Here is a 20,717-nt window from a genome sequence, read left to right as displayed (position 1 = left end):
GAGTCTTAGCCGAGGCTGATCTGCACTTCCACACCGGCCGCAAGATCAAGCTTCATAAGAGCATCAACGGTTTTATCCGTTGGCTGGACGATGTCCAGAACGCGCTTATGAGTACGGATCTCGTACTGGTCACGCGCGTCTTTGTTGACGTGCGGGGAGACCAGAACGGTGAACCGCTCTTTACGGGTAGGCAGTGGAATTGGACCACGCACTTGAGCACCAGTACGTTTCGCGGTTTCCACGATTTCCTGGGTTGATTGGTCGATCAGGCGATGGTCAAAAGCCTTCAACCTGATACGGATTTGCTGATTTTGCATTGGATTTCAGACTCCGGCTGCTATTCCCACCGGGCGCAATACGCCCGTTAAAAGGAGGCGCAATTCTATAGACGCCCCAGATAGGTGTCAACCCAATAAAAAAGCCCCCGCTGAGCGGGGGCTTTTTCAAAGCATCGAAGCTATCTCAAAAAGAGATTACTCGATGATTTTAGCTACGACGCCAGCGCCGACGGTACGACCGCCTTCACGGATAGCGAAACGCAGACCGTCTTCCATCGCGATGGTTTTGATCAGGGTAACTTCCATCTGGATGTTATCACCTGGCATTACCATTTCAACGCCTTCTGGCAGCTGGCAGTTACCAGTCACGTCAGTAGTACGGAAGTAGAACTGTGGACGGTAGCCTTTGAAGAACGGAGTGTGACGACCGCCTTCTTCCTTGCTCAGAACGTAAACTTCTGCGGTGAACTTGGTGTGCGGCTTAACCGAACCTGGCTTAACCAGAACCTGGCCACGCTCAACGTCGTCACGCTTGGTACCACGCAGCAGAACGCCGCAGTTCTCGCCAGCACGACCTTCGTCGAGCAGTTTGCGGAACATTTCAACACCGGTGCAGGTGGTGGTAGTGGTGTCACGCAGACCAACGATTTCCAGTGCATCTTGAACGCGAACGATACCGCGCTCGATACGACCGGTTACCACAGTACCGCGACCGGAGATCGAGAATACGTCTTCGATTGGCATCAGGAACGGCTTGTCGATCATACGAACTGGTTCTGGGATGTAGCTGTCCAGAGTCTCTACCAGCTTCTTAACAGCGGTAGTGCCCATTTCGTTGTCGTCTTTGCCTTCCAGCGCCATACGAGCAGAACCGATGATGATTGGAGTGTCATCACCTGGGAAGTCGTAAGTGCTCAGCAGGTCGCGCACTTCCATCTCAACCAGTTCCAGCAGCTCAGCGTCGTCTACCAGGTCAGCCTTGTTCAGGAAAACCACGATGTACGGAACGCCTACCTGGCGGGACAGCAGGATGTGCTCACGGGTTTGTGGCATCGGACCATCAGCGGCCGAGCAAACCAGAATCGCGCCGTCCATCTGGGCAGCACCGGTGATCATGTTCTTCACGTAGTCAGCGTGACCTGGGCAGTCAACGTGAGCGTAGTGACGGATCAGCGAGTTGTATTCAACGTGCGCGGTGTTGATGGTGATACCACGAGCTTTTTCTTCTGGCGCGCTGTCGATCTTGTCGAATTCAACTACGGCCGAACCGAAAACTTCGGAGCAGACGCGAGTCAGAGCTGCGGTCAGAGTGGTTTTACCGTGGTCAACGTGACCGATGGTGCCAACGTTGACGTGCGGAAGGGAACGATCAAATTTTTCTTTAGCCACGACAATTAACTCCTAGCCTAAAGGGGCTGAATCAGCCTTGTTTTTTGGTTACAGTTTCGACGATGTGCGACGGAGCTGTATCGTATTTTTTGAATTCCATAGAGTAGCTTGCGCGACCCTGGGACATGGAACGAACGTCGGTCGCATAACCGAACATCTCACCCAGCGGAACTTCGGCGCGGATAACTTTGCCGGAGACCGTGTCTTCCATACCCTGAATCATGCCACGGCGACGGTTAAGGTCGCCCATCACATCACCCATATAGTCTTCAGGCGTAACAACCTCTACCGCCATGATCGGCTCGAGCAACTCACCACCGCCCTTCTGGGCCAGTTGCTTGGTCGCCATGGAAGCAGCCACCTTGAACGCCATCTCGTTGGAGTCGACGTCGTGGTAGGAACCATCGAACACAGTAGCCTTCAGGCCGATCAGCGGATAACCGGCAACTACGCCGTTTTTCATCTGCTCTTCGATACCTTTCTGGATAGCCGGGATGTATTCCTTAGGAACCACACCACCCACTACTTCGTTCACGAATTGCAGACCTTCCTGACCTTCGTCAGCAGGGGCAAAACGAATCCAGCAGTGACCAAACTGGCCACGACCACCGGATTGACGAACGAACTTGCCTTCGATTTCGCAGTTCTTCGTGATGCGCTCACGATACGAAACTTGAGGCTTACCGATGTTGGCTTCAACGTTGAACTCACGGCGCATCCGGTCAACCAGGATGTCCAGGTGCAACTCACCCATACCAGAGATGATCGTCTGACCAGTCTCTTCATCAGTCTTGACGCGGAAAGACGGGTCTTCCTGAGCGAGCTTGCCCAGAGCGATACCCATTTTTTCCTGGTCATCCTTGGTCTTAGGCTCAACGGCAACCGAAATAACCGGCTCCGGGAAGTCCATGCGAACCAGGATGATTGGCTTGTCAGCGCTGCACAAAGTCTCACCAGTGGTGACGTCCTTCATGCCGATCAAGGCCGCGATGTCACCAGCGCGTACTTCCTTGATTTCTTCACGGGCGTTTGCGTGCATTTGCACCATACGGCCCACGCGCTCTTTCTTGCCTTTGACCGAGTTGATCACGCCGTCACCGGAGTTCAACACGCCCGAATAAACACGGACAAAGGTCAGAGTACCCACGAACGGGTCGGTAGCGATCTTGAACGCCAGTGCTGCGAACGGCTCTTCGTCGTTTGCATGACGCTCCATTTCCTCTTCCTCGTTATCAGGGTTGGAACCCTTGATAGCAGGAATGTCGGTTGGAGCAGGCAGGAAGTCGATAACGGCGTCGAGAACCAGGGGAACACCCTTGTTCTTGAAGGAAGAACCGCAAACAGCCAGAACGATTTCGCCGGCGATAGTACGCTGACGCAAAGCAGCCTTGATCTCTTCGATCGACAGCTCTTCGCCTTCCAGGTACTTGTTCATCAGCTCTTCGTTGGCTTCGGCAGCGGCTTCAACCATGTTGTTGCGCCACTCTTCAGCCAGCTCTTGCAGCTCGGCAGGGATGTCCTTGCGAACAGGGACCATACCCTTGTCGGAGTCGTTCCAGTAGACAGCTTGCATGTTGATCAGATCGATCTGACCCTGGAAGTTGTCTTCGGAACCGATAGCCAACTGAATCGGCACCGGAGTGTGACCCAGACGCTGCTTGATCTGACCAATCACGCGCAGGAAGTTAGCGCCGGCACGGTCCATCTTGTTTACGTAAACAAGACGTGGAACACCGTATTTGTTGGCTTGGCGCCATACGGTTTCGGACTGCGGCTCAACGCCCGAAGTACCGCAGAACACAACGACAGCGCCGTCGAGTACGCGCAGGGAGCGCTCTACTTCAATGGTGAAGTCTACGTGGCCCGGGGTATCGATAACGTTGAAGCGATGCTCGTGCGAGTACTGCTTCTCGGAACCTTTCCAGAAGGCGGTGATGGCAGCAGAAGTAATGGTAATACCACGCTCCTGCTCCTGCACCATCCAGTCTGTGGTCGCGGCGCCATCATGCACCTCGCCCATTTTGTGACTTTTGCCGGTGTAAAAAAGGACGCGCTCGGTGGTGGTGGTTTTACCAGCATCCACGTGAGCGACGATACCGATGTTACGGTAGCGGCTAATCGGAGTAGTACGAGCCATAAAGCCCTCGCAAAATTAGTGAAGCTTAAATTAGAAGCGGTAGTGCGAGAAAGCCTTGTTGGCTTCGGCCATACGGTGCACGTCTTCACGCTTCTTAACTGCAGCACCTTTGCCTTCAGCAGCATCCAGCAGTTCGCCAGCCAAACGCAGAGCCATGGACTTCTCGCCGCGCTTGCGGGCGAAGTCTACCAACCAGCGCATTGCCAGAGCGTTACGACGGGAAGGACGAACCTCGACCGGAACCTGGTAAGTAGCACCACCAACGCGGCGCGACTTCACTTCGACCAGCGGAGCGATGGCGTCGAGTGCTTTTTCGAAGAGTTCCAGGGGATCGGTGCCAGCCTTACGAGCCGCAACGGTTTCCAGGGCACCATAAACGATACGCTCGGCAACGGCTTTCTTGCCGCTTTCCATAACGTGGTTCATGAATTTGGCGAGGATTTGGCTTCCGTATTTCGGATCGTCCAGAATCTCACGCTTTGCTGCTACGCGACGTCTTGGCATTGATAAGCCCTCAAACGGTCTTCAGGTTAGTTCGGAACAGATCTCTAGAGATACGTGCCCGACCTTACTCTTATCGACTCAATAAATTAGAAAACTGCAAAGCGGCCAATTACTTCGGACGCTTGGTACCGTACTTCGAACGACCCTGGTTACGACCTTTGACACCGGAAGTATCCAACGAACCGCGAACGGTGTGATAACGAACACCTGGCAAGTCTTTTACACGACCGCCGCGGATCAGTACCACGCTGTGCTCTTGCAGGTTGTGACCTTCACCACCGATGTACGAGGAAACCTCGAAACCGTTGGTCAGGCGCACACGGCATACTTTACGCAGTGCCGAGTTAGGTTTTTTCGGCGTGGTGGTGTACACACGGGTGCACACGCCACGACGTTGCGGGCAGTTCTGCAGCGCAGGCACGTCGGATTTCTCGACGATACGCTTACGCGGCTGACGTACCAGCTGGTTGATAGTTGCCATCTACTAGCTCCACTGTTGTCTTGCGACGCTATTGTCTTGCAAGAAAAGCAAAATGGCAGGAACGAGTTCCCGCCAAATTTAGGGGTACAAGAGTCTAAAGAGGATCTTGGCCCCAGTCAAGGCAAGGCCCCGACCTCCCCGCTCATCCAACCTCGACAATTTGCCTCGATTCGATGAACGGAATGGCCAGGGCCTTACGCTCGTTTATCGCAGAACTCAGTTACCGCTCGAGTTCAGCGCTTCGGTCAGCGCAGCTTCTACTTCACTGGCGCTTACGCGCAACGGCTTGTCGGCTTCACGGCGACGCTTACGCTCGCTGTGATAGGCCAGGCCGGTACCCGCCGGGATCAGACGACCCACGACCACGTTTTCTTTCAGGCCGCGCAGGTAATCGCGCTTGCCGGTTACCGCCGCTTCGGTCAGTACACGGGTGGTTTCCTGGAAGGAAGCCGCCGAGATGAACGATTCGGTGGACAACGACGCCTTGGTGATACCCAGCAGTACGCGAGTGAACTTGGAGACAAACTTGTCTTCCGCAGCCAGACGCTCGTTCTCTACCAGTACGTGAGTCAGTTCCATCTGGTCGCCCTTGATGAAACTGGAATCGCCGGATTCAGCGATTTCAACTTTACGCAGCATCTGACGCAGGATGGTCTCGATGTGCTTGTCGTTGATCTTCACGCCTTGCAGGCGATAAACGTCCTGGATCTCGTTCACGATGTACTTGGCCAGCGCACTCACACCCAGCAGACGCAGGATGTCGTGTGGATCGCTCGGGCCGTCGGAGATAACTTCGCCACGGTTTACCTGTTCGCCTTCGAAGACGTTCAGGTGACGCCACTTCGGAATCAGCTCTTCGTACGGATCGCTACCGTCGTTCGGAGTAATGACCAGACGGCGCTTGCCCTTGGTTTCTTTACCGAACGCGATGGTGCCGCTGACTTCAGCCAGAATCGACGCTTCTTTCGGACGACGGGCTTCGAACAAGTCGGCAACACGCGGCAGACCACCGGTGATGTCACGAGTCTTCGAGGTCTCTTGCGGGATACGAGCGATAACATCACCGATCGCGATCTTCGCACCATCCGCTACACCGACCAGGGCGTTGGCTGGCAGGAAGTACTGAGCGATAACGTCAGTGCCTGGCAGCAACAGATCCTTGCCGTTGTCGTCGACCATCTTCACGGCTGGACGAATGTCCTTGCCGGCAGCTGGACGATCTTTGGCGTCGAGTACTTCAATGTTGGTCATACCGGTCAATTCGTCAGTCTGACGCTTGATCGTGATGCCTTCTTCCATGCCCACGTAGGTCACGGTACCTTTCATTTCGGTAACGATTGGGTGAGTGTGCGGATCCCACTTGGCAACGATTGCGCCAGCGTCGACCTTGTCACCTTCTTTAACCGAAATCACAGCACCGTACGGCAGCTTGTAACGCTCGCGCTCACGACCGAAGTCATCAGCGATAGCCAGCTCACCGGAACGGGAGACAGCAACCAGGTGACCATCCACTCGCTCAACGTGCTTCAGGTTGTGCAGACGGACGGTACCGCCGTTCTTAACCTGAACGCTGTCGGCTGCGGAGGTCCGGCTTGCCGCACCACCGATGTGGAACGTCCGCATCGTCAGCTGGGTACCCGGCTCACCGATGGACTGTGCAGCGATAACGCCGACCGATTCACCGATGTTCACCTGGTGACCACGAGCCAGATCACGGCCGTAGCACTTGGCGCAAATGCCATAGCGGGTTTCGCAGCTGATCGGCGAACGCACGATCACTTCGTCGATGCTGTTCAGCTCGATGAACTCGACCCACTTCTCGTCTACCAGGGTGCCAGCAGGAACGATGACGTCCTCGGTACCCGGCTTGAATACGTCACGGGCGATGACACGACCCAATACGCGCTCACCCAACGGCTCGACAACGTCACCGCCTTCAATGTGCGGCGTCATCAGCAAGCCTTGCTCGGTCCCGCAATCGATCTCGGTCACGACCAGATCCTGCGCCACGTCTACCAGACGACGAGTCAGGTAACCGGAGTTCGCAGTTTTCAACGCGGTATCCGCCAGACCTTTACGAGCACCGTGAGTGGAAATGAAGTACTGGAGTACGCTCAAACCTTCACGGAAGTTCGCAGTAATCGGCGTTTCGATGATGGAACCGTCCGGCTTGGCCATCAGGCCACGCATACCGGCGAGCTGACGGATCTGCGCAGCAGAACCCCGTGCGCCCGAGTCGGCCATCATGTACATCGAGTTGAAGGATTCCTGGTCGACTTCGTCGCCATGACGGTCGATGACTTTCTCTTTCGAGAGGTTGGCCATCATCGCCTTGGAAACTTCGTCGTTCGCCTTGGACCAGAGGTCGATCACCTTGTTGTACTTCTCGCCCTGGGTTACCAGGCCGGAGGCGTACTGGCTTTCGATCTCTTTCACTTCGTCGGTAGCGGTACCGATGATTCGAGCTTTTTCATCCGGGATAACGAAGTCGTTAACACCGATGGAAACGCCGGAGATGGTCGAATAGGCAAAACCGGTGTACATCAACTGGTCAGCGAAGATCACGGTCTCTTTCAGACCGACCACGCGGTAGCACTGGTTGATCAGCTTGGAGATCGCCTTTTTCTTCATCGGCAGGTTGACGACGTCGAAGGACAGACCTTTTGGCACAACCTGGAACAGCAGCGCACGGCCGACAGTGGTGTCGACGATACGGGTACCGGTCACGCTACCACCGTCACGATCGTTGACGGTTTCGTTGATCCGCACTTTGACTTTCGCGTGCAGTGCGGCTTCGCCGGCACGGAACACACGGTCAACTTCCTGCAGATCCGCGAACACACGACCTTCGCCCTTGGCGTTGATCGCTTCACGAGTCATGTAGTACAGACCCAGTACAACGTCCTGCGACGGAACGATGATTGGCTCACCGTTGGCTGGCGACAGAATGTTGTTGGTCGACATCATCAACGCACGCGCTTCCAGCTGGGCTTCCAGCGTCAGCGGTACGTGCACGGCCATTTGGTCGCCGTCGAAGTCGGCGTTGTACGCAGCACAAACCAACGGGTGCAGCTGAATAGCCTTACCTTCGATCAGTACTGGTTCAAACGCCTGGATACCCAGACGGTGAAGGGTCGGTGCACGGTTGAGGAGTACCGGGTGTTCGCGAATGACTTCAGCGAGAACGTCCCATACTTCCGGCAGCTCGCGCTCGACCATCTTTTTGGCGGCCTTGATGGTGGTCGCCAGACCACGCATTTCCAACTTGCCGAAAATGAACGGCTTGAACAGCTCGAGAGCCATTTTCTTCGGCAGACCGCACTGGTGCAGACGCAGGGTCGGACCTACGGTAATTACCGAACGACCGGAGTAGTCAACACGCTTACCGAGCAAGTTCTGACGGAAACGACCTTGCTTACCCTTGATCATGTCAGCCAGGGATTTCAGAGGACGCTTGTTCGAACCGGTAATGGCGCGGCCACGACGGCCGTTGTCGAGCAGTGCATCGACAGCTTCCTGCAACATACGCTTTTCGTTGCGCACGATGATGTCCGGAGCGGACAGATCGAGCAGGCGCTTCAAGCGGTTGTTACGGTTGATCACTCGACGATACAAATCGTTGAGGTCGGAAGTCGCGAAGCGACCGCCATCCAGCGGGACCAGTGGACGCAGATCTGGCGGCAGAACCGGCAGAACGGTCAGCACCATCCATTCTGGCAAGTTGCCGGAACCCTGGAAGGCTTCCATCAACTTCAGACGCTTGGACAGCTTCTTGATTTTGGTCTCGGAGTTGGTTTGCGGAATTTCTTCGCGCAGACGACCAATCTCGTGCTCCAGGTCGATAGCGTGCAGCAGTTCGCGGACAGCTTCGGCACCCATGCGGGCATCGAAATCGTCACCGAATTCTTCCAGCGCTTCGAAGTACTGCTCGTCGTTGAGCAACTGACCTTTTTCAAGGGTGGTCATGCCTGGATCGATAACGACATAGCTCTCGAAGTAGAGAACGCGCTCGATATCACGCAGGGTCATGTCCATCAGCAAGCCGATACGCGACGGCAGCGATTTCAGGAACCAGATGTGAGCAACCGGCGAAGCCAGTTCGATGTGCGCCATGCGCTCACGACGAACTTTGGCCAGTGCGACTTCAACGCCGCACTTCTCGCAGATCACACCACGGTGCTTCAAGCGCTTGTACTTACCGCACAGGCACTCGTAATCCTTCACCGGGCCAAAGATCTTGGCGCAGAACAGGCCGTCACGCTCAGGTTTGAACGTACGGTAGTTGATGGTTTCCGGCTTTTTAACTTCACCGAACGACCACGAACGGATCATCTCAGGCGATGCCAACCCGATACGGATGGCGTCGAACTCTTCGACTTGACCCTGGTTTTTCAGCAAATTCAGTAGGTCTTTCAAGGCCTTTCCTCCTGGCGGAGCAGAGAGCGGGCAATCCTGCCCCGCTCTCGATTCGCGTCACGTGTTATTCGGTTTCCAGATCGATATCGATGCCGAGGGAACGAATTTCCTTGATCAACACGTTGAAGGACTCGGGCATGCCCGGCTCCATACGGTGATCGCCGTCCACGATGTTTTTGTACATCTTGGTCCGACCGTTCACATCGTCCGACTTCACTGTGAGCATTTCTTGCAGAGTGTATGCAGCACCGTATGCTTCCAGTGCCCAGACCTCCATCTCCCCGAAACGCTGACCACCGAACTGCGCCTTACCACCCAGCGGCTGCTGGGTAACCAGGCTGTACGAACCGGTAGAACGAGCGTGCATCTTGTCGTCTACCAAGTGGTTCAGCTTCAGCATGTACATGTAGCCAACGGTAACCGGGCGCTCGAACTTGTTGCCGGTACGGCCGTCAGTCAGTTGCATCTGGCCGCTTTCCGGCAGGTCTGCCAGTTTCAGCATGGCCTTGATTTCAACTTCCTTGGCACCGTCGAATACCGGAGTGGCCATTGGAACGCCGCCACGCAGGTTGTTCGCAAGATCCAGGATTTCCTGGTCGGAGAAGTCATCGAGGCTTTCCTGACGACCACCGATCTCGTTGTAGATCTCGTGCAGGAACTTACGCAGCTCGGCAACCTTACGCTGCTCTTCAACCATGCGGTTGATCTTCTCGCCCAGACCTTTGGCCGCGAGGCCCAGGTGGGTTTCGAGGATCTGACCAACGTTCATACGCGAAGGTACGCCCAGCGGGTTGAGTACGACATCGACCGGCGTGCCATTGGCATCGTGCGGCATGTCTTCAACCGGCATGATCACGGAGACCACACCCTTGTTACCGTGACGACCGGCCATCTTGTCGCCCGGCTGGATGCGACGACGGATTGCCAGGTAGACCTTGACGATTTTCAGCACGCCTGGAGCCAGGTCATCGCCCTGCTGCAGTTTGCGCTTCTTGTCTTCGAACTTGTCGTCCAGCAGACGGCGGCGATCGACGATGTAAGCCTGAGCCTTCTCGAGCTGCTCGTTCAGAGCATCTTCAGCCATGCGCAGCTTGAACCACTGACCATGCTCAAGACCGTCGAGCACTTCATCGGTGATGTCCTGGCCTTTCTTCAGACCAGCGCCGCCTTCGGCTTTGTGGCCAACCAGAGCGGAGCGCAGACGTTCGAAGGTAGCGCCTTCAACGATACGGAACTCTTCGTTCAGATCCTTGCGGATCTCGTCGAGCTGGCTCTTCTCGATGGACAGGGCACGACTGTCGCGCTCAACGCCATCACGGGTGAAGACCTGAACGTCGATGACAGTACCTTTGGTACCGGTTGGTACGCGCAGGGAAGTGTCCTTAACGTCGCTAGCCTTCTCACCGAAGATCGCGCGCAGCAGTTTTTCTTCTGGCGTCAGTTGGGTCTCGCCTTTCGGAGTGACCTTGCCGACCAGAATGTCGCCCGGGCCAACTTCGGCGCCGACGTAAACGATACCGGCTTCGTCCAGCTTGTTCAGCGCAGCTTCACCCACGTTCGGGATGTCCGCAGTGATTTCCTCTGGGCCAAGCTTGGTGTCACGAGCCACGCAGGTCAGTTCCTGAATGTGGATCGTGGTGAAGCGATCTTCCTGAACCACACGCTCGGACAGGCAGATGGAGTCTTCGAAGTTGAAGCCGTTCCATGCCATGAACGCGATACGCATGTTCTGACCCAAAGCCAGTTCACCCATATCGGTGGACGGACCGTCAGCCATGATGTCGCTACGCTGAACCCGATCACCCTTACGCACCAGCGGACGCTGGTTGATGCAGGTGTTCTGGTTGGAGCGGGTGTATTTGGTCAGGTTGTAGATGTCGACACCGGCTTCGCCAGTTTCAACTTCATCATCTGCAACACGAACCACGATACGGCTGGCGTCGACGGAATCGATAACGCCGCCACGACGAGCCACGACGCAAACGCCGGAGTCACGAGCTACGTTACGCTCCATGCCGGTACCGACCAGCGGCTTGTCAGCGCGCAGCGTTGGTACAGCTTGACGCTGCATGTTCGAACCCATCAACGCACGGTTGGCGTCGTCGTGCTCGAGGAACGGGATCAGCGACGCTGCGACCGAAACTACCTGCTTCGGCGACACGTCCATCAAGGTGACGTCTTCCGGCGCCTTGACGGTGAACTCGTTCAGGTGACGAACAGCTACCAGCTCGTCGATCAGGACTTTCTTGTCGCTCATCGTGGCGGAAGCCTGGGCGATCACGTGATCAGCTTCTTCGATGGCGGACAGGAATACGATCTCGTCAGTGACCAGAGCGTCTTTCACCACACGGTACGGACTCTCGAGGAAACCGTACTGGTTGGTGCGCGCATACGCAGCCAGGGAGTTGATCAGACCGATGTTCGGACCTTCCGGCGTTTCAATCGGGCATACACGACCGTAGTGAGTCGGGTGTACGTCACGAACTTCGAAGCCTGCACGTTCACGAGTCAAACCACCTGGGCCGAGTGCGGAAACACGACGCTTGTGGGTGATCTCGGACAGCGGGTTGTTCTGGTCCATGAACTGGGACAGCTGGCTCGAACCGAAGAACTCTTTCACCGCCGCAGCCACTGGCTTGGCGTTGATGAGGTCTTGCGGCATCAGGCCTTCGCTTTCAGCCATCGACAGACGCTCTTTGACCGCGCGCTCAACACGCACCAAGCCAACGCGGAACTGGTTTTCGGCCATCTCGCCTACACAGCGAACACGACGGTTACCCAGGTGGTCGATGTCATCGACGATGCCTTTGCCGTTACGGATGTCGACCAGCGTCTTCAGTACCGCAACGATGTCTTCCTTGGACAACACGCCCGAACCTTCGATTTCGGTACGACCGATACGACGGTTGAACTTCATCCGGCCGACCGCAGACAGGTCATAGCGCTCAGGGCTGAAGAACAGGTTGTTGAACAGGGTCTCGGCAGCATCCTTGGTTGGCGGCTCGCCTGGACGCATCATGCGATAGATTTCGACCAGCGCTTCCAATTGGTTGCTGGTGGAATCGATCTTCAGGGTGTCGGAGACGAACGGACCACAGTCGATATCGTTGGTGTACAACGTCTCGATGCGAACGACCTGAGCCTTGGCAATTTTTGCCAGCACTTCTGTCGTCAGCTCGGTGTTGCATTCAGCCAGGATTTCACCGGTAGCCGGGTGCACGATGACCTTGGCGGTGGTGCGACCCAGGACGTAGTCCAGAGGCACTTCCAGCTCTTTGATCCCGGCTTTTTCCAGCTGGTTGATGTGACGAGCAGTGATACGGCGACCTTGCTCGACAATAACCTTGCCTTTGTCATCCTGGATGTCCAGGACCGCAATTTCACCGCGCAGACGCTGAGGCACCAGTTCCAGGCTCAGGTTTTCGCCTTTCACATGGAATACGTTGGTGGTGTAGAACGCGTCCAGCACTTCTTCAGTGGTGTAACCGAGCGCGCGCAGCAATACCGATGCTGGCAGCTTGCGGCGACGGTCGATACGCACGAACACGCAGTCTTTCGGGTCGAACTCGAAGTCCAACCACGAACCGCGGTAAGGGATGATCCGCGCCGAGTACAGCAGCTTGCCGGAGCTGTGCGTCTTGCCACGATCGTGGTCGAAGAACACGCCAGGGGAGCGGTGCAGCTGGGAAACGATTACACGCTCAGTACCATTGATTACGAAGGTACCGTTTTCAGTCATCAGGGGAATTTCACCCATGTAGACTTCTTGCTCTTTGATGTCCTTGATCGCTTTGTTCGACGATTCTTTGTCGAAAATGATCAGGCGCACTTTTACCCGCAAAGGTACGGCGTAAGTCACACCGCGCAATACGCATTCTTTGACATCAAATGCCGGTTCGCCCAGGCGATAACCGACGTACTCCAAGGCAGCATTGCCGGAGTAGCTGATGATCGGGAAAACGGATTTGAAGGCCGCATGCAGGCCCACGTCGCGGAACTGATCTTTAGTCGCTCCCGCTTGCAAGAATTCACGATACGAATCCAGCTGGATGGCCAGGAGGTAAGGCACATCCATGACGTCCGGCAACTTGCTAAAGTCCTTGCGGATACGTTTTTTCTCAGTATATGAGTAAGCCATCAGCGTTCCCCAGCTTGGTCACCTGCTTGTTTGGCCCCTCCCGACGGGAGCAGCCAGAAAATCGTGCAAACCCCATGGTTTGCGCCACCATATCGGGTGGTTACAGCTCGTTATCAGCACCGACCCAGTCGGCTGCCAATAACGGAAAAAGGCCGGTGGCAAGAGCCACCAGCCATCAGCCTGTCGCTTAACGCTCGGGCTGGAGGAGCAAAGTCGATGCTTACTTCAGCTCGACTTTAGCGCCTGCTTCTTCCAGCTTCTTCTTAGCGTCTTCAGCAGCTTCTTTCGAAACGCCTTCAGCTACAACCTGAGGAGCGCCGTCGACTTTCTCTTTGGCTTCTTTCAGGCCCAGACCAGTCAGTTCACGAACTGCCTTGATCACGTTTACTTTCTTCTCGCCGGCTTCAAGCAGAACAACGTTGAATTCGGTTTGCTCTTCAACAACAGCGGCAGCAGCAGCTGGACCAGCAGCAGCAACAGCAGCGGTCACGCCGAAGGTTTCTTCCATTGCTTTGATCAGCTCAACAACTTCCAGAACGGTTTTCTGGCCGATTGCTTCGATGATTTGTTCGTTAGTCAGAGACATGACTTGAATCCTGTATTGGGGTGACAGCTTACGCAGCCATCAAATTAAACATATGATTTGGAAAGATTCGACTGAGCCTTAGGCTGCAGCAGCTTCTTTCTGGTCGCGAACGGCTGCCAGAGTACGAGCCAGCTTGCTGGTAGCGCCTTGAATCACGCTCATCAGTTTCGCAATAGCTTCGTCGCGGGTCGGCAGGGTAGCCAACACGTCGATCTGGTTAGCGGCAAGAAACTTGCCATCAAACGCAGCTGCCTTGATCTCGAACTTGTCCTGACCCTTGGCGAACTCTTTGAAAATCCGGGCAGCAGCGCCTGGATGTTCCTTGGAGAATGCAATCAGGGTAGGGCCGGTGAACACGTCGTTGAGGACACTGAATTCAGTGTCAGCAACAGCGCGCTTGAGCAGGGTGTTACGTACAACACGTACGTAAACGCCAGCTTCACGAGCCTCTTTACGGAGTCCGGTCATTGCGCCTACTGTTACGCCACGGGCATCAGCCACGACAGCGGACAGAGCGACTTTGGCAGCCTCGTTGACTTCAGCGACGATGGCCTTCTTGTCTTCGAGTTTAATTGCCACGGGTTTAACTCCTGCTTGTTACCGTTTCATCCAGTCGGAACCGGATGTCGTTTTGGTGTCTGATTCGGTAAGGAACCGGGAGCACCATCTGCGTAGGCTTGTGGTTTAAGACTTGCGTCGCCTACGGTCTTGGATAGCCCCCGCCAGGCAGGGACCCCAATTTTTCAATTGGCGCAATCACTTGCGCCAATTTATGCCTTACGCGTCGAGCGAGCTTTGGTCGATGACCAGACCTGGGCCCATAGTGGTGCTCAGGGTAACGCGCTTGACGTAAATGCCTTTCGAAGAAGCTGGCTTGATACGCTTCAGATCAGCGATCAGGGCTTCAACGTTTTCCTTCAGCTTGACGGCATCGAAGCCGATCTTGCCAACGGAAGTGTGGATGATGCCGTTTTTGTCGGTGCGATAACGAACCTGACCAGCCTTCGCGTTCTTGACTGCGGTAGCTACGTCTGGAGTAACGGTGCCGACTTTAGGGTTAGGCATCAGGCCACGTGGACCGAGGATCTGACCCAACTGACCTACAACGCGCATGGCATCCGGGGATGCGATAACTACGTCATAGTTCAGGTCGCCGCCTTTCATTTCGGCAGCCAGTTCGTCCATACCTACACGGTCAGCGCCGGCAGCCAGAGCGGCCTCGGCAGCTGGACCCTGGGTGAACACAGCAACGCGTACGGTCTTGCCAGTGCCGTGTGGCAGCACGGTAGCGCTACGAACGACCTGGTCGGATTTACGCGGGTCAACGCCCAGGTTTACAGCAACGTCGAACGACTCGCTGAACTTTACAGTCGACAGCTCAGACAGCAGAGCAGCAGCGTCTACAAAGTTGTAGGCCTTGCCTGCTTCGATTTTGCCGGCGATAGCCTTTTGACGCTTGGTCAGCTTAGCCATTACACACCCTCCACGTTAAGGCCCATGCTACGAGCAGAACCGGCGATGGTACGCACAGCCGCATCCATATCAGCTGCAGTCAGATCCGCGTTTTTGGTTTTCGCGATTTCTTCCAGCTGAGCACGAGTCACAGTGCCAACCTTAACGGTGTTCGGACGAGCGGAACCGCTGGTCAGACCGGCCGCCTTCTTCAGCAGAACCGAAGCAGGGGTGGATTTGGTTTCGAAAGTGAAGCTACGGTCGCTGTAGACAGTGATGATCACTGGAGTCGGCAGACCTGGCTCAAGACCCTGAGTACGGGCGTTGAAAGCCTTGCAGAATTCCATGATGTTCACGCCGTGCTGACCCAGTGCAGGGCCAACAGGTGGACTTGGGTTAGCCTGAGCGGCCTTCACTTGCAGCTTGATGTAAGCGGTAATCTTCTTGGCCATGAGGCACTCCAATTACGGGTTCGAACGCCTCGAAAGGCTCCCCGGTTACTTGCGCGTTTATCCCAGTGACGACAAAACCCCACAGCCTGGGGCTGCGGGGTTGGGATGCTTGTACAGCTAGACCTTTTCGACCTGGCTGAACTCCAACTCTACCGGAGTAGAGCGACCGAAAATGAGCACCGCCACTTGGATCCGGCTCTTTTCGTAGTTAACTTCTTCAACGGTGCCGGTAAAGTCGGCAAACGGACCATCATTGACACGCACCGACTCGCCCGGCTCGAACAACGTCTTCGGCTTAGGCTTGTCGCTACCATCAGCAACGCGACGCAGAATCGCTTCCGCTTCTTTATCCGTGATAGGTGCAGGCTTGTCGGCGGTACCGCCAATGAAGCCCATCACACGAGGAGTATCCTTGACCAAGTGCCAAGTACCCTCGTTCATATCCATCTGAACCAGCACATAACCTGGGAAGAACTTACGCTCGCTTTTGCGTTTCTGGCCATTACGCATTTCAACCACTTCTTCAGTGGGAACCAGAATTTCGCCGAAGCCATCTTCCATGCCAGCCAGCTTTACGCGCTCAATCAGCGAGCGCATGACATGCTTCTCGTAACCGGAGTAAGCATGCACAACATACCAACGCTTAGCCACGGGACACCCTTAGCCGACAATCAAGGAGACAAGCCAACCGAGCAGGGAATCAAGACCCCACAACAGCAGCGCCATAACCAGCACCACAGCCACAACGATCAGCGTGGTCTGCGTGGTCTCTTGGCGCGTTGGCCATACGACTTTACGAATCTCGGTGCGAGCTTCCTTAACCAGTACAAAGAAAGACTTGCCCTTGACGGTCTGCAGGCCTACAAAGGCAGCTACAGCAGCAATGACGAGCAACGCTAGTACGCGGTACAGGATCGGCGAAGCAGAGTAATACTGATTACCAACAACGCCAACGACCACCAAAGCGACTACTACTAGCCACTTGAGCAGATCGAAGCGAGAGCCTTGAGCTTCAGCTTTAGGAGTCATCTATGAAGATCCTGTGAAAAGAAAGCCAGATACACCGAGTGAATCTGGCAGGTCAGGAGGGAATCGAACCCCCAACCTACGGTTTTGGAGACCGTCGCTCTGCCAATTGAGCTACTGACCTAAAACAAAATCAGGCCGACCATTATGCCGGCCCGAAAAAGACATTACAACAACTTACTCGACAACCCAGCCCTCAACACCGGCGGGATGACTACCCTCCTGAGCAAAAACCCTCCCAGGAAAGGAGCAGAACAAACCAAGCAAGCCATTAAAACAAAGGCAGATATTTTCATATCTGCCTTGTTATATGGAGCTCTTGAGCGGATTTGAACCGCTGACCTCACCCTTACCAAGGGTGTGCTCTACCAACTGAGCTACAAGAGCGTAACACCTTGCAAAACCTGCAAGTTTGGAGCGGGTAGCGGGAATCGAACCCGCATCATCAGCTTGGAAGGCTGAGGTTCTACCACTAAACTATACCCGCGGAGCTTGCAGCTCTCGCTAAAAATGGTGGAGGGGGAAGGATTCGAACCTTCGAAGTCGTAGACGTCAGATTTACAGTCTGATCCCTTTGGCCGCTCGGGAACCCCTCCTAAGCGAGCCGGCATTCTACATCATGCCAGCCTTCTGTCAAGCATTTTTCTCATTAAAAACCTGAGCTTAGCTGCGTTGACCTCACTTCACACCGTAGCCCTTTAAAGGTCTTCACTGCGAAGCGGGCGCCATTCTATGCAAACTACTCGGCGGACGCAACCCCCTCGCAGGGCATTATTTTATGTTTTAAGTCATTGAATTCTCTGGAAAGGTTTTGAAGCTGCACATCGTCAAGCCAGCGTCGGCTTTCAGGGGCCACCTGCACCCAGAAACCCGCGAGTTCCGGGTTACTCCTCGAGAGAGGCTGATATTTGATCTCCATACCTTTTAAGCGCGCTTCCACCGCCTGGAGCGACTCCTGTCGCGCGAAACCACCCAGGTAAAGACATTCATTGTCCGACTGCACAGGCTTTCCCTTGGCCCGAGACGCATCAGTCGCCTCGCTCAGCAAGCGAATATCCTGCTGATTTCCTTTGTAGAGACTCAAAGGGGTGACGTCCTTCGCGCGCAGGGGAGCCTCTTGTTGATGCCATATGTAATAGAACACATTGAGAACGAGCAGCAGCAGGAACAACCAACGCATAAGAACCTCAGGACAAAGGACATGCCATAGCCAAACCCACGAATACCAGATCAGGAACCACCCTGGCCTCAGGCACGACCCCGGACACCAACCCCGCGTCCCCTCCTGTCAGGAACAACGAAAAATCTGCCCCCCAATAGGTACGCGCAAGTTCCAGTTGAGTCAGAACGAACCCCCGCAACATCAGGGAGCAACCACGCTCTACCGCCTCGACAGTCGTCCGCCCCGGCACAAGGCTCTCCAGGGCGCGCTCGGCAGCCAAGTCTCCATAGCGAATTTTACGAGTATGGGTGCGCAGTTGATTTCGCATAAGCGGCATTCCAGGGCAAATGAAGCCCCCAAGATGCTGACCATCAGCGGCAATAAAATCCGCCGTGACGGCGGTCCCGAAATCCAGCACCAGGCATGCACCGGCAGCCAAATGATATCCGCCAAGCATCGCCAGCCAGCGATCCAGACCGAGGCGCTCGAATTCCTCGTAGCCGTTGCGGACCCCCGACATTTCGCGCGCAGGGGCCGCACATGCCACTGAAACGCCAAAGGCGCCGGTCAACAGGGCGACCAGCGCAGCAGTCTCTTCATCCGTCCTCACACTGACCAACCGGCAGAATTTGAGATCCAGCCCGGCGAGCGCTCCCAGACTTTCTAGAAGCGCGAGATTCGAATCGACGACACCTTCACCTATCGTGCGGCACTTGTCAGCAGCAAGCACCCGCCACTTGATGAAACTGTTTCCGCAGTCGAGCTCAAGAATCATCGCGCAACCTCAAACTGAGCTCACCACCACTAAAGACTTTTTCCACACCTTCCACCTTCAAGCGCAGCGCACCCTGACTATCAATACCAAGCACTTCGCCATCGACCTGGTTGACTCCAGCGATCAACGACACCGCCCGTCCCTGCCACAGATGACTCTGTTCCCACTCCACTTGGATCGCAGCAAATCCGCCATTACGATGACGATCCAAGTAAAGCCGTAGCATTTGCCCTAATTTCGCGACCAGGTGATTGCGATCGACTGCGACTCCCGACTCAAGCCGCATGGATGTCCATTGCTGATCAACCTCATCGGTCACCTGCATGTTCACATTGATTCCCACACCGAGAACGACGTGACAGACATCAGCGGGATCGCCGACCAATTCAAGCAGGATCCCGGCGATTTTCTTGCGGCCGACCAGAACATCGTTAGGCCACTTCAATCCAGCACCCGATACACCCAGGCCTCGCAAGGTTTGCATGACTGCGAGCCCGACAACAAGACTCAACCCCTCCAACTGTCGCATTCCACCGTCAATACGCAACACCAGGCTGTAGTAGATGTTCTCCGCGAACGGGCTCGCCCACCGGCGCCCCCGACGTCCGCGCCCTGAAGTCTGCCGTTCAGCAAGCACCAGTAATGGCGCAGCCACGCCCCGCTCTATCGCGCGCAACGCTTCGGCATTGGTCGAGTCAATTGAGTCAAATACCAGGATGGGCCAATTACAACCAGGCGAGTGCTCCGTGATCGCGTCCGAATCCAGCAAGGTCAACGGAGCAGCCAGTTGATAGCCACGACCTCGCACCTTATGGATAGACAGACCCAGCTCAGCCTCTAAAAGCTGAAGCTGTTTCCATACGGCACTGCGACTGACACCCAACGCAGCACCCAGCGCCTGCCCCGAATGAAATCGACCATCCTTAAGAAGCTCTAACAACGTCAGCATGCAGGTCTCGCCTCACAATGAGGCACGCATGATAGCCACGCCTTGATCCCTTGCATAGAAAGCGTGTCAGGCAGATTTGCGAGCGACAAAAACAAAACCCCAACTGCTTTCGCAATTGGGGTTTCGGAATTTAATCTTGACGATGACCTACTCTCACATGGGGAAACCCCACACTACCATCGGCGATGCATCGTTTCACTGCTGAGTTCGGGATGGGATCAGGTGGTTCCAATGCTCTATGGTCGTCAAGAAATTCTTGAGCTGACGTGTCTTTCGACATTCCAGCGAATCGGGCATGTGATGTCTTTCGGTGCTTTGTGAGCTGCAAACTTTCGGTTCGTTTCGTCTTCACAACACCACAATCTGGCCTTTCGACTCAAATTGCTTGGGTGTTATATGGTCAAGCCTCACGGGCAATTAGTATTGGTTAGCTCAACGCCTCACAGCGCTTACACACCCAACCTATCAACGTCGTAGTCTTCGACGGCCCTTCAGGGAACTCAAGGTTCCAGTGAGATCTCATCTTGAGGCAAGTTTCCCGCTTAGATGCTTTCAGCGGTTATCTTTCCCGAACATAGCTACCCGGCAATGCCACTGGCGTGACAACCGGAACACCAGAGGTTCGTCCACTCCGGTCCTCTCGTACTAGGAGCAGCCCCTCTCAAATCTCAAACGTCCACGGCAGATAGGGACCGAACTGTCTCACGACGTTCTAAACCCAGCTCGCGTACCACTTTAAATGGCGAACAGCCATACCCTTGGGACCGGCTTCAGCCCCAGGATGTGATGAGCCGACATCGAGGTGCCAAACACCGCCGTCGATATGAACTCTTGGGCGGTATCAGCCTGTTATCCCCGGAGTACCTTTTATCCGTTGAGCGATGGCCCTTCCATACAGAACCACCGGATCACTAAGACCTACTTTCGTACCTGCTCGACGTGTCTGTCTCGCAGTCAAGCGCGCTTTTGCCT

Annotated in this window: 16 protein-coding genes, 4 tRNA genes and 2 rRNA genes (1 of these 22 cut by a window edge); all 22 read right to left on the bottom strand. The window is 55.3% G+C overall.

The window, feature by feature from the left end; all coding sequences use genetic code 11:
* Positions 1–5 precede the first annotated feature (5 nt).
* Positions 6–317, bottom strand: a complete 312-nt coding sequence (gene rpsJ, locus AB4N33_RS24545) for a 30S ribosomal protein S10 (protein ID WP_003186070.1) — start codon at positions 315–317, stop codon at positions 6–8.
* Positions 318–473: 156 nt separating this feature from the next.
* Positions 474–1,667 carry an elongation factor Tu gene (gene tuf, locus AB4N33_RS24540; protein ID WP_460120417.1) on the bottom strand — a complete coding sequence of 398 codons (1,194 nt, stop codon included), beginning with the start codon at positions 1,665–1,667 and terminating at the stop codon, positions 474–476.
* 31 nt (positions 1,668–1,698) lie between these two features.
* The gene (gene fusA, locus AB4N33_RS24535) at positions 1,699–3,804 is read right to left on the bottom strand and encodes an elongation factor G (protein ID WP_460120415.1); all 2,106 of its coding nucleotides are present in this window, start codon (positions 3,802–3,804) and stop codon (positions 1,699–1,701) included.
* A 30-nt stretch (positions 3,805–3,834) separates the two neighbouring features.
* Positions 3,835–4,308 carry a 30S ribosomal protein S7 gene (gene rpsG / locus AB4N33_RS24530; protein ID WP_016772941.1) on the bottom strand — a complete coding sequence of 158 codons (474 nt, stop codon included), beginning with the start codon at positions 4,306–4,308 and terminating at the stop codon, positions 3,835–3,837.
* 109 nt (positions 4,309–4,417) lie between these two features.
* Complete coding sequence (gene rpsL, locus AB4N33_RS24525; protein WP_003186084.1) at positions 4,418–4,789, bottom strand: 30S ribosomal protein S12; 372 nt, start codon at positions 4,787–4,789, stop codon at positions 4,418–4,420.
* Between the two features lie 216 nt (positions 4,790–5,005).
* Positions 5,006–9,205 carry a DNA-directed RNA polymerase subunit beta' gene (gene rpoC, locus AB4N33_RS24520; protein ID WP_460120413.1) on the bottom strand — a complete coding sequence of 1,400 codons (4,200 nt, stop codon included), beginning with the start codon at positions 9,203–9,205 and terminating at the stop codon, positions 5,006–5,008.
* 64 nt (positions 9,206–9,269) lie between these two features.
* Positions 9,270–13,343 (bottom strand): DNA-directed RNA polymerase subunit beta, encoded by a 4,074-nt coding sequence (rpoB, locus tag AB4N33_RS24515; RefSeq protein WP_460120411.1) that lies wholly within the window; start codon positions 13,341–13,343, stop codon positions 9,270–9,272.
* A 220-nt stretch (positions 13,344–13,563) separates the two neighbouring features.
* Entirely contained in the window at positions 13,564–13,929 is a 366-nt protein-coding gene (rplL, locus tag AB4N33_RS24510) for a 50S ribosomal protein L7/L12 (protein WP_033703494.1), read from the bottom strand.
* A 78-nt stretch (positions 13,930–14,007) separates the two neighbouring features.
* The gene (rplJ, locus tag AB4N33_RS24505; RefSeq protein WP_018925653.1) at positions 14,008–14,508 is read right to left on the bottom strand and encodes a 50S ribosomal protein L10; all 501 of its coding nucleotides are present in this window, start codon (positions 14,506–14,508) and stop codon (positions 14,008–14,010) included.
* Between the two features lie 198 nt (positions 14,509–14,706).
* Positions 14,707–15,402, bottom strand: coding sequence for a 50S ribosomal protein L1 (gene rplA, locus AB4N33_RS24500; RefSeq protein WP_460120408.1), 696 nt, complete (start codon positions 15,400–15,402; stop codon positions 14,707–14,709).
* Positions 15,402–15,833 carry a 50S ribosomal protein L11 gene (rplK, locus tag AB4N33_RS24495; protein WP_003176435.1) on the bottom strand — a complete coding sequence of 144 codons (432 nt, stop codon included), beginning with the start codon at positions 15,831–15,833 and terminating at the stop codon, positions 15,402–15,404. The genes rplA and rplK overlap by 1 nt, the downstream gene beginning before the upstream one ends.
* Positions 15,834–15,950: 117 nt before the next feature.
* Positions 15,951–16,484, bottom strand: coding sequence for a transcription termination/antitermination protein NusG (gene nusG, locus AB4N33_RS24490; protein WP_007933727.1), 534 nt, complete (start codon positions 16,482–16,484; stop codon positions 15,951–15,953).
* Positions 16,485–16,493: 9 nt separating this feature from the next.
* A complete protein-coding gene (secE, locus tag AB4N33_RS24485; RefSeq protein WP_007896620.1) occupies positions 16,494–16,862 on the bottom strand; it encodes a preprotein translocase subunit SecE in 369 nt (122 codons plus the stop codon).
* A gap of 45 nt (positions 16,863–16,907) precedes the next feature.
* A tRNA-Trp gene (locus AB4N33_RS24480) sits at positions 16,908–16,983 on the bottom strand.
* A gap of 187 nt (positions 16,984–17,170) precedes the next feature.
* Positions 17,171–17,246: transfer RNA gene (locus tag AB4N33_RS24475), tRNA-Thr, on the bottom strand.
* Positions 17,247–17,272: 26 nt separating this feature from the next.
* Positions 17,273–17,346 (bottom strand) — tRNA-Gly (locus AB4N33_RS24470).
* Positions 17,347–17,370: 24 nt separating this feature from the next.
* Positions 17,371–17,455: transfer RNA gene (locus tag AB4N33_RS24465), tRNA-Tyr, on the bottom strand.
* Between the two features lie 143 nt (positions 17,456–17,598).
* Positions 17,599–18,039 (bottom strand): hypothetical protein, encoded by a 441-nt coding sequence (locus AB4N33_RS24460; protein WP_460120405.1) that lies wholly within the window; start codon positions 18,037–18,039, stop codon positions 17,599–17,601.
* A gap of 7 nt (positions 18,040–18,046) precedes the next feature.
* Positions 18,047–18,796 carry a pantothenate kinase gene (locus AB4N33_RS24455; protein WP_476458426.1) on the bottom strand — a complete coding sequence of 250 codons (750 nt, stop codon included), beginning with the start codon at positions 18,794–18,796 and terminating at the stop codon, positions 18,047–18,049.
* Complete coding sequence (birA, locus tag AB4N33_RS24450; protein WP_476458425.1) at positions 18,786–19,745, bottom strand: bifunctional biotin--[acetyl-CoA-carboxylase] ligase/biotin operon repressor BirA; 960 nt, start codon at positions 19,743–19,745, stop codon at positions 18,786–18,788. Before birA ends, AB4N33_RS24455 begins: the two co-directional genes overlap by 11 nt.
* Before the next feature lie 134 nt (positions 19,746–19,879).
* A 5S ribosomal RNA gene (gene rrf, locus AB4N33_RS24445) occupies positions 19,880–19,995 on the bottom strand.
* Positions 19,996–20,141: 146 nt separating this feature from the next.
* A 23S ribosomal RNA gene (locus tag AB4N33_RS24440) occupies positions 20,142–20,717 on the bottom strand; it runs 2,318 nt beyond the window's last position.

The sequence above is a fragment of the Pseudomonas sp. S1_E05 genome (assembly GCF_056337105.1).
This window is presented reverse-complemented; position numbering and strand designations above follow the sequence as displayed.

Coding starts and splice junctions, on each gene's coding strand:
- rpsJ (WP_003186070.1), bottom strand. CDS start 317: ATGCAAAATCAGCAAATCCGTATCAGGTTGAAGGCTTTTGACCATCGC.
- fusA (WP_460120415.1), bottom strand. CDS start 3,804: ATGGCTCGTACTACTCCGATTAGCCGCTACCGTAACATCGGTATCGTC.
- rpsG (WP_016772941.1), bottom strand. CDS start 4,308: ATGCCAAGACGTCGCGTAGCAGCAAAGCGTGAGATTCTGGACGATCCG.
- rpsL (WP_003186084.1), bottom strand. CDS start 4,789: ATGGCAACTATCAACCAGCTGGTACGTCAGCCGCGTAAGCGTATCGTC.
- rpoB (WP_460120411.1), bottom strand. CDS start 13,343: ATGGCTTACTCATATACTGAGAAAAAACGTATCCGCAAGGACTTTAGC.
- rplL (WP_033703494.1), bottom strand. CDS start 13,929: ATGTCTCTGACTAACGAACAAATCATCGAAGCAATCGGCCAGAAAACC.
- rplA (WP_460120408.1), bottom strand. CDS start 15,402: ATGGCTAAGCTGACCAAGCGTCAAAAGGCTATCGCCGGCAAAATCGAA.
- rplK (WP_003176435.1), bottom strand. CDS start 15,833: ATGGCCAAGAAGATTACCGCTTACATCAAGCTGCAAGTGAAGGCCGCT.
- secE (WP_007896620.1), bottom strand. CDS start 16,862: ATGACTCCTAAAGCTGAAGCTCAAGGCTCTCGCTTCGATCTGCTCAAG.
- AB4N33_RS24460 (WP_460120405.1), bottom strand. CDS start 18,039: ATGCGTTGGTTGTTCCTGCTGCTGCTCGTTCTCAATGTGTTCTATTAC.
- AB4N33_RS24455 (WP_476458426.1), bottom strand. CDS start 18,796: ATGATTCTTGAGCTCGACTGCGGAAACAGTTTCATCAAGTGGCGGGTG.
- birA (WP_476458425.1), bottom strand. CDS start 19,745: ATGCTGACGTTGTTAGAGCTTCTTAAGGATGGTCGATTTCATTCGGGG.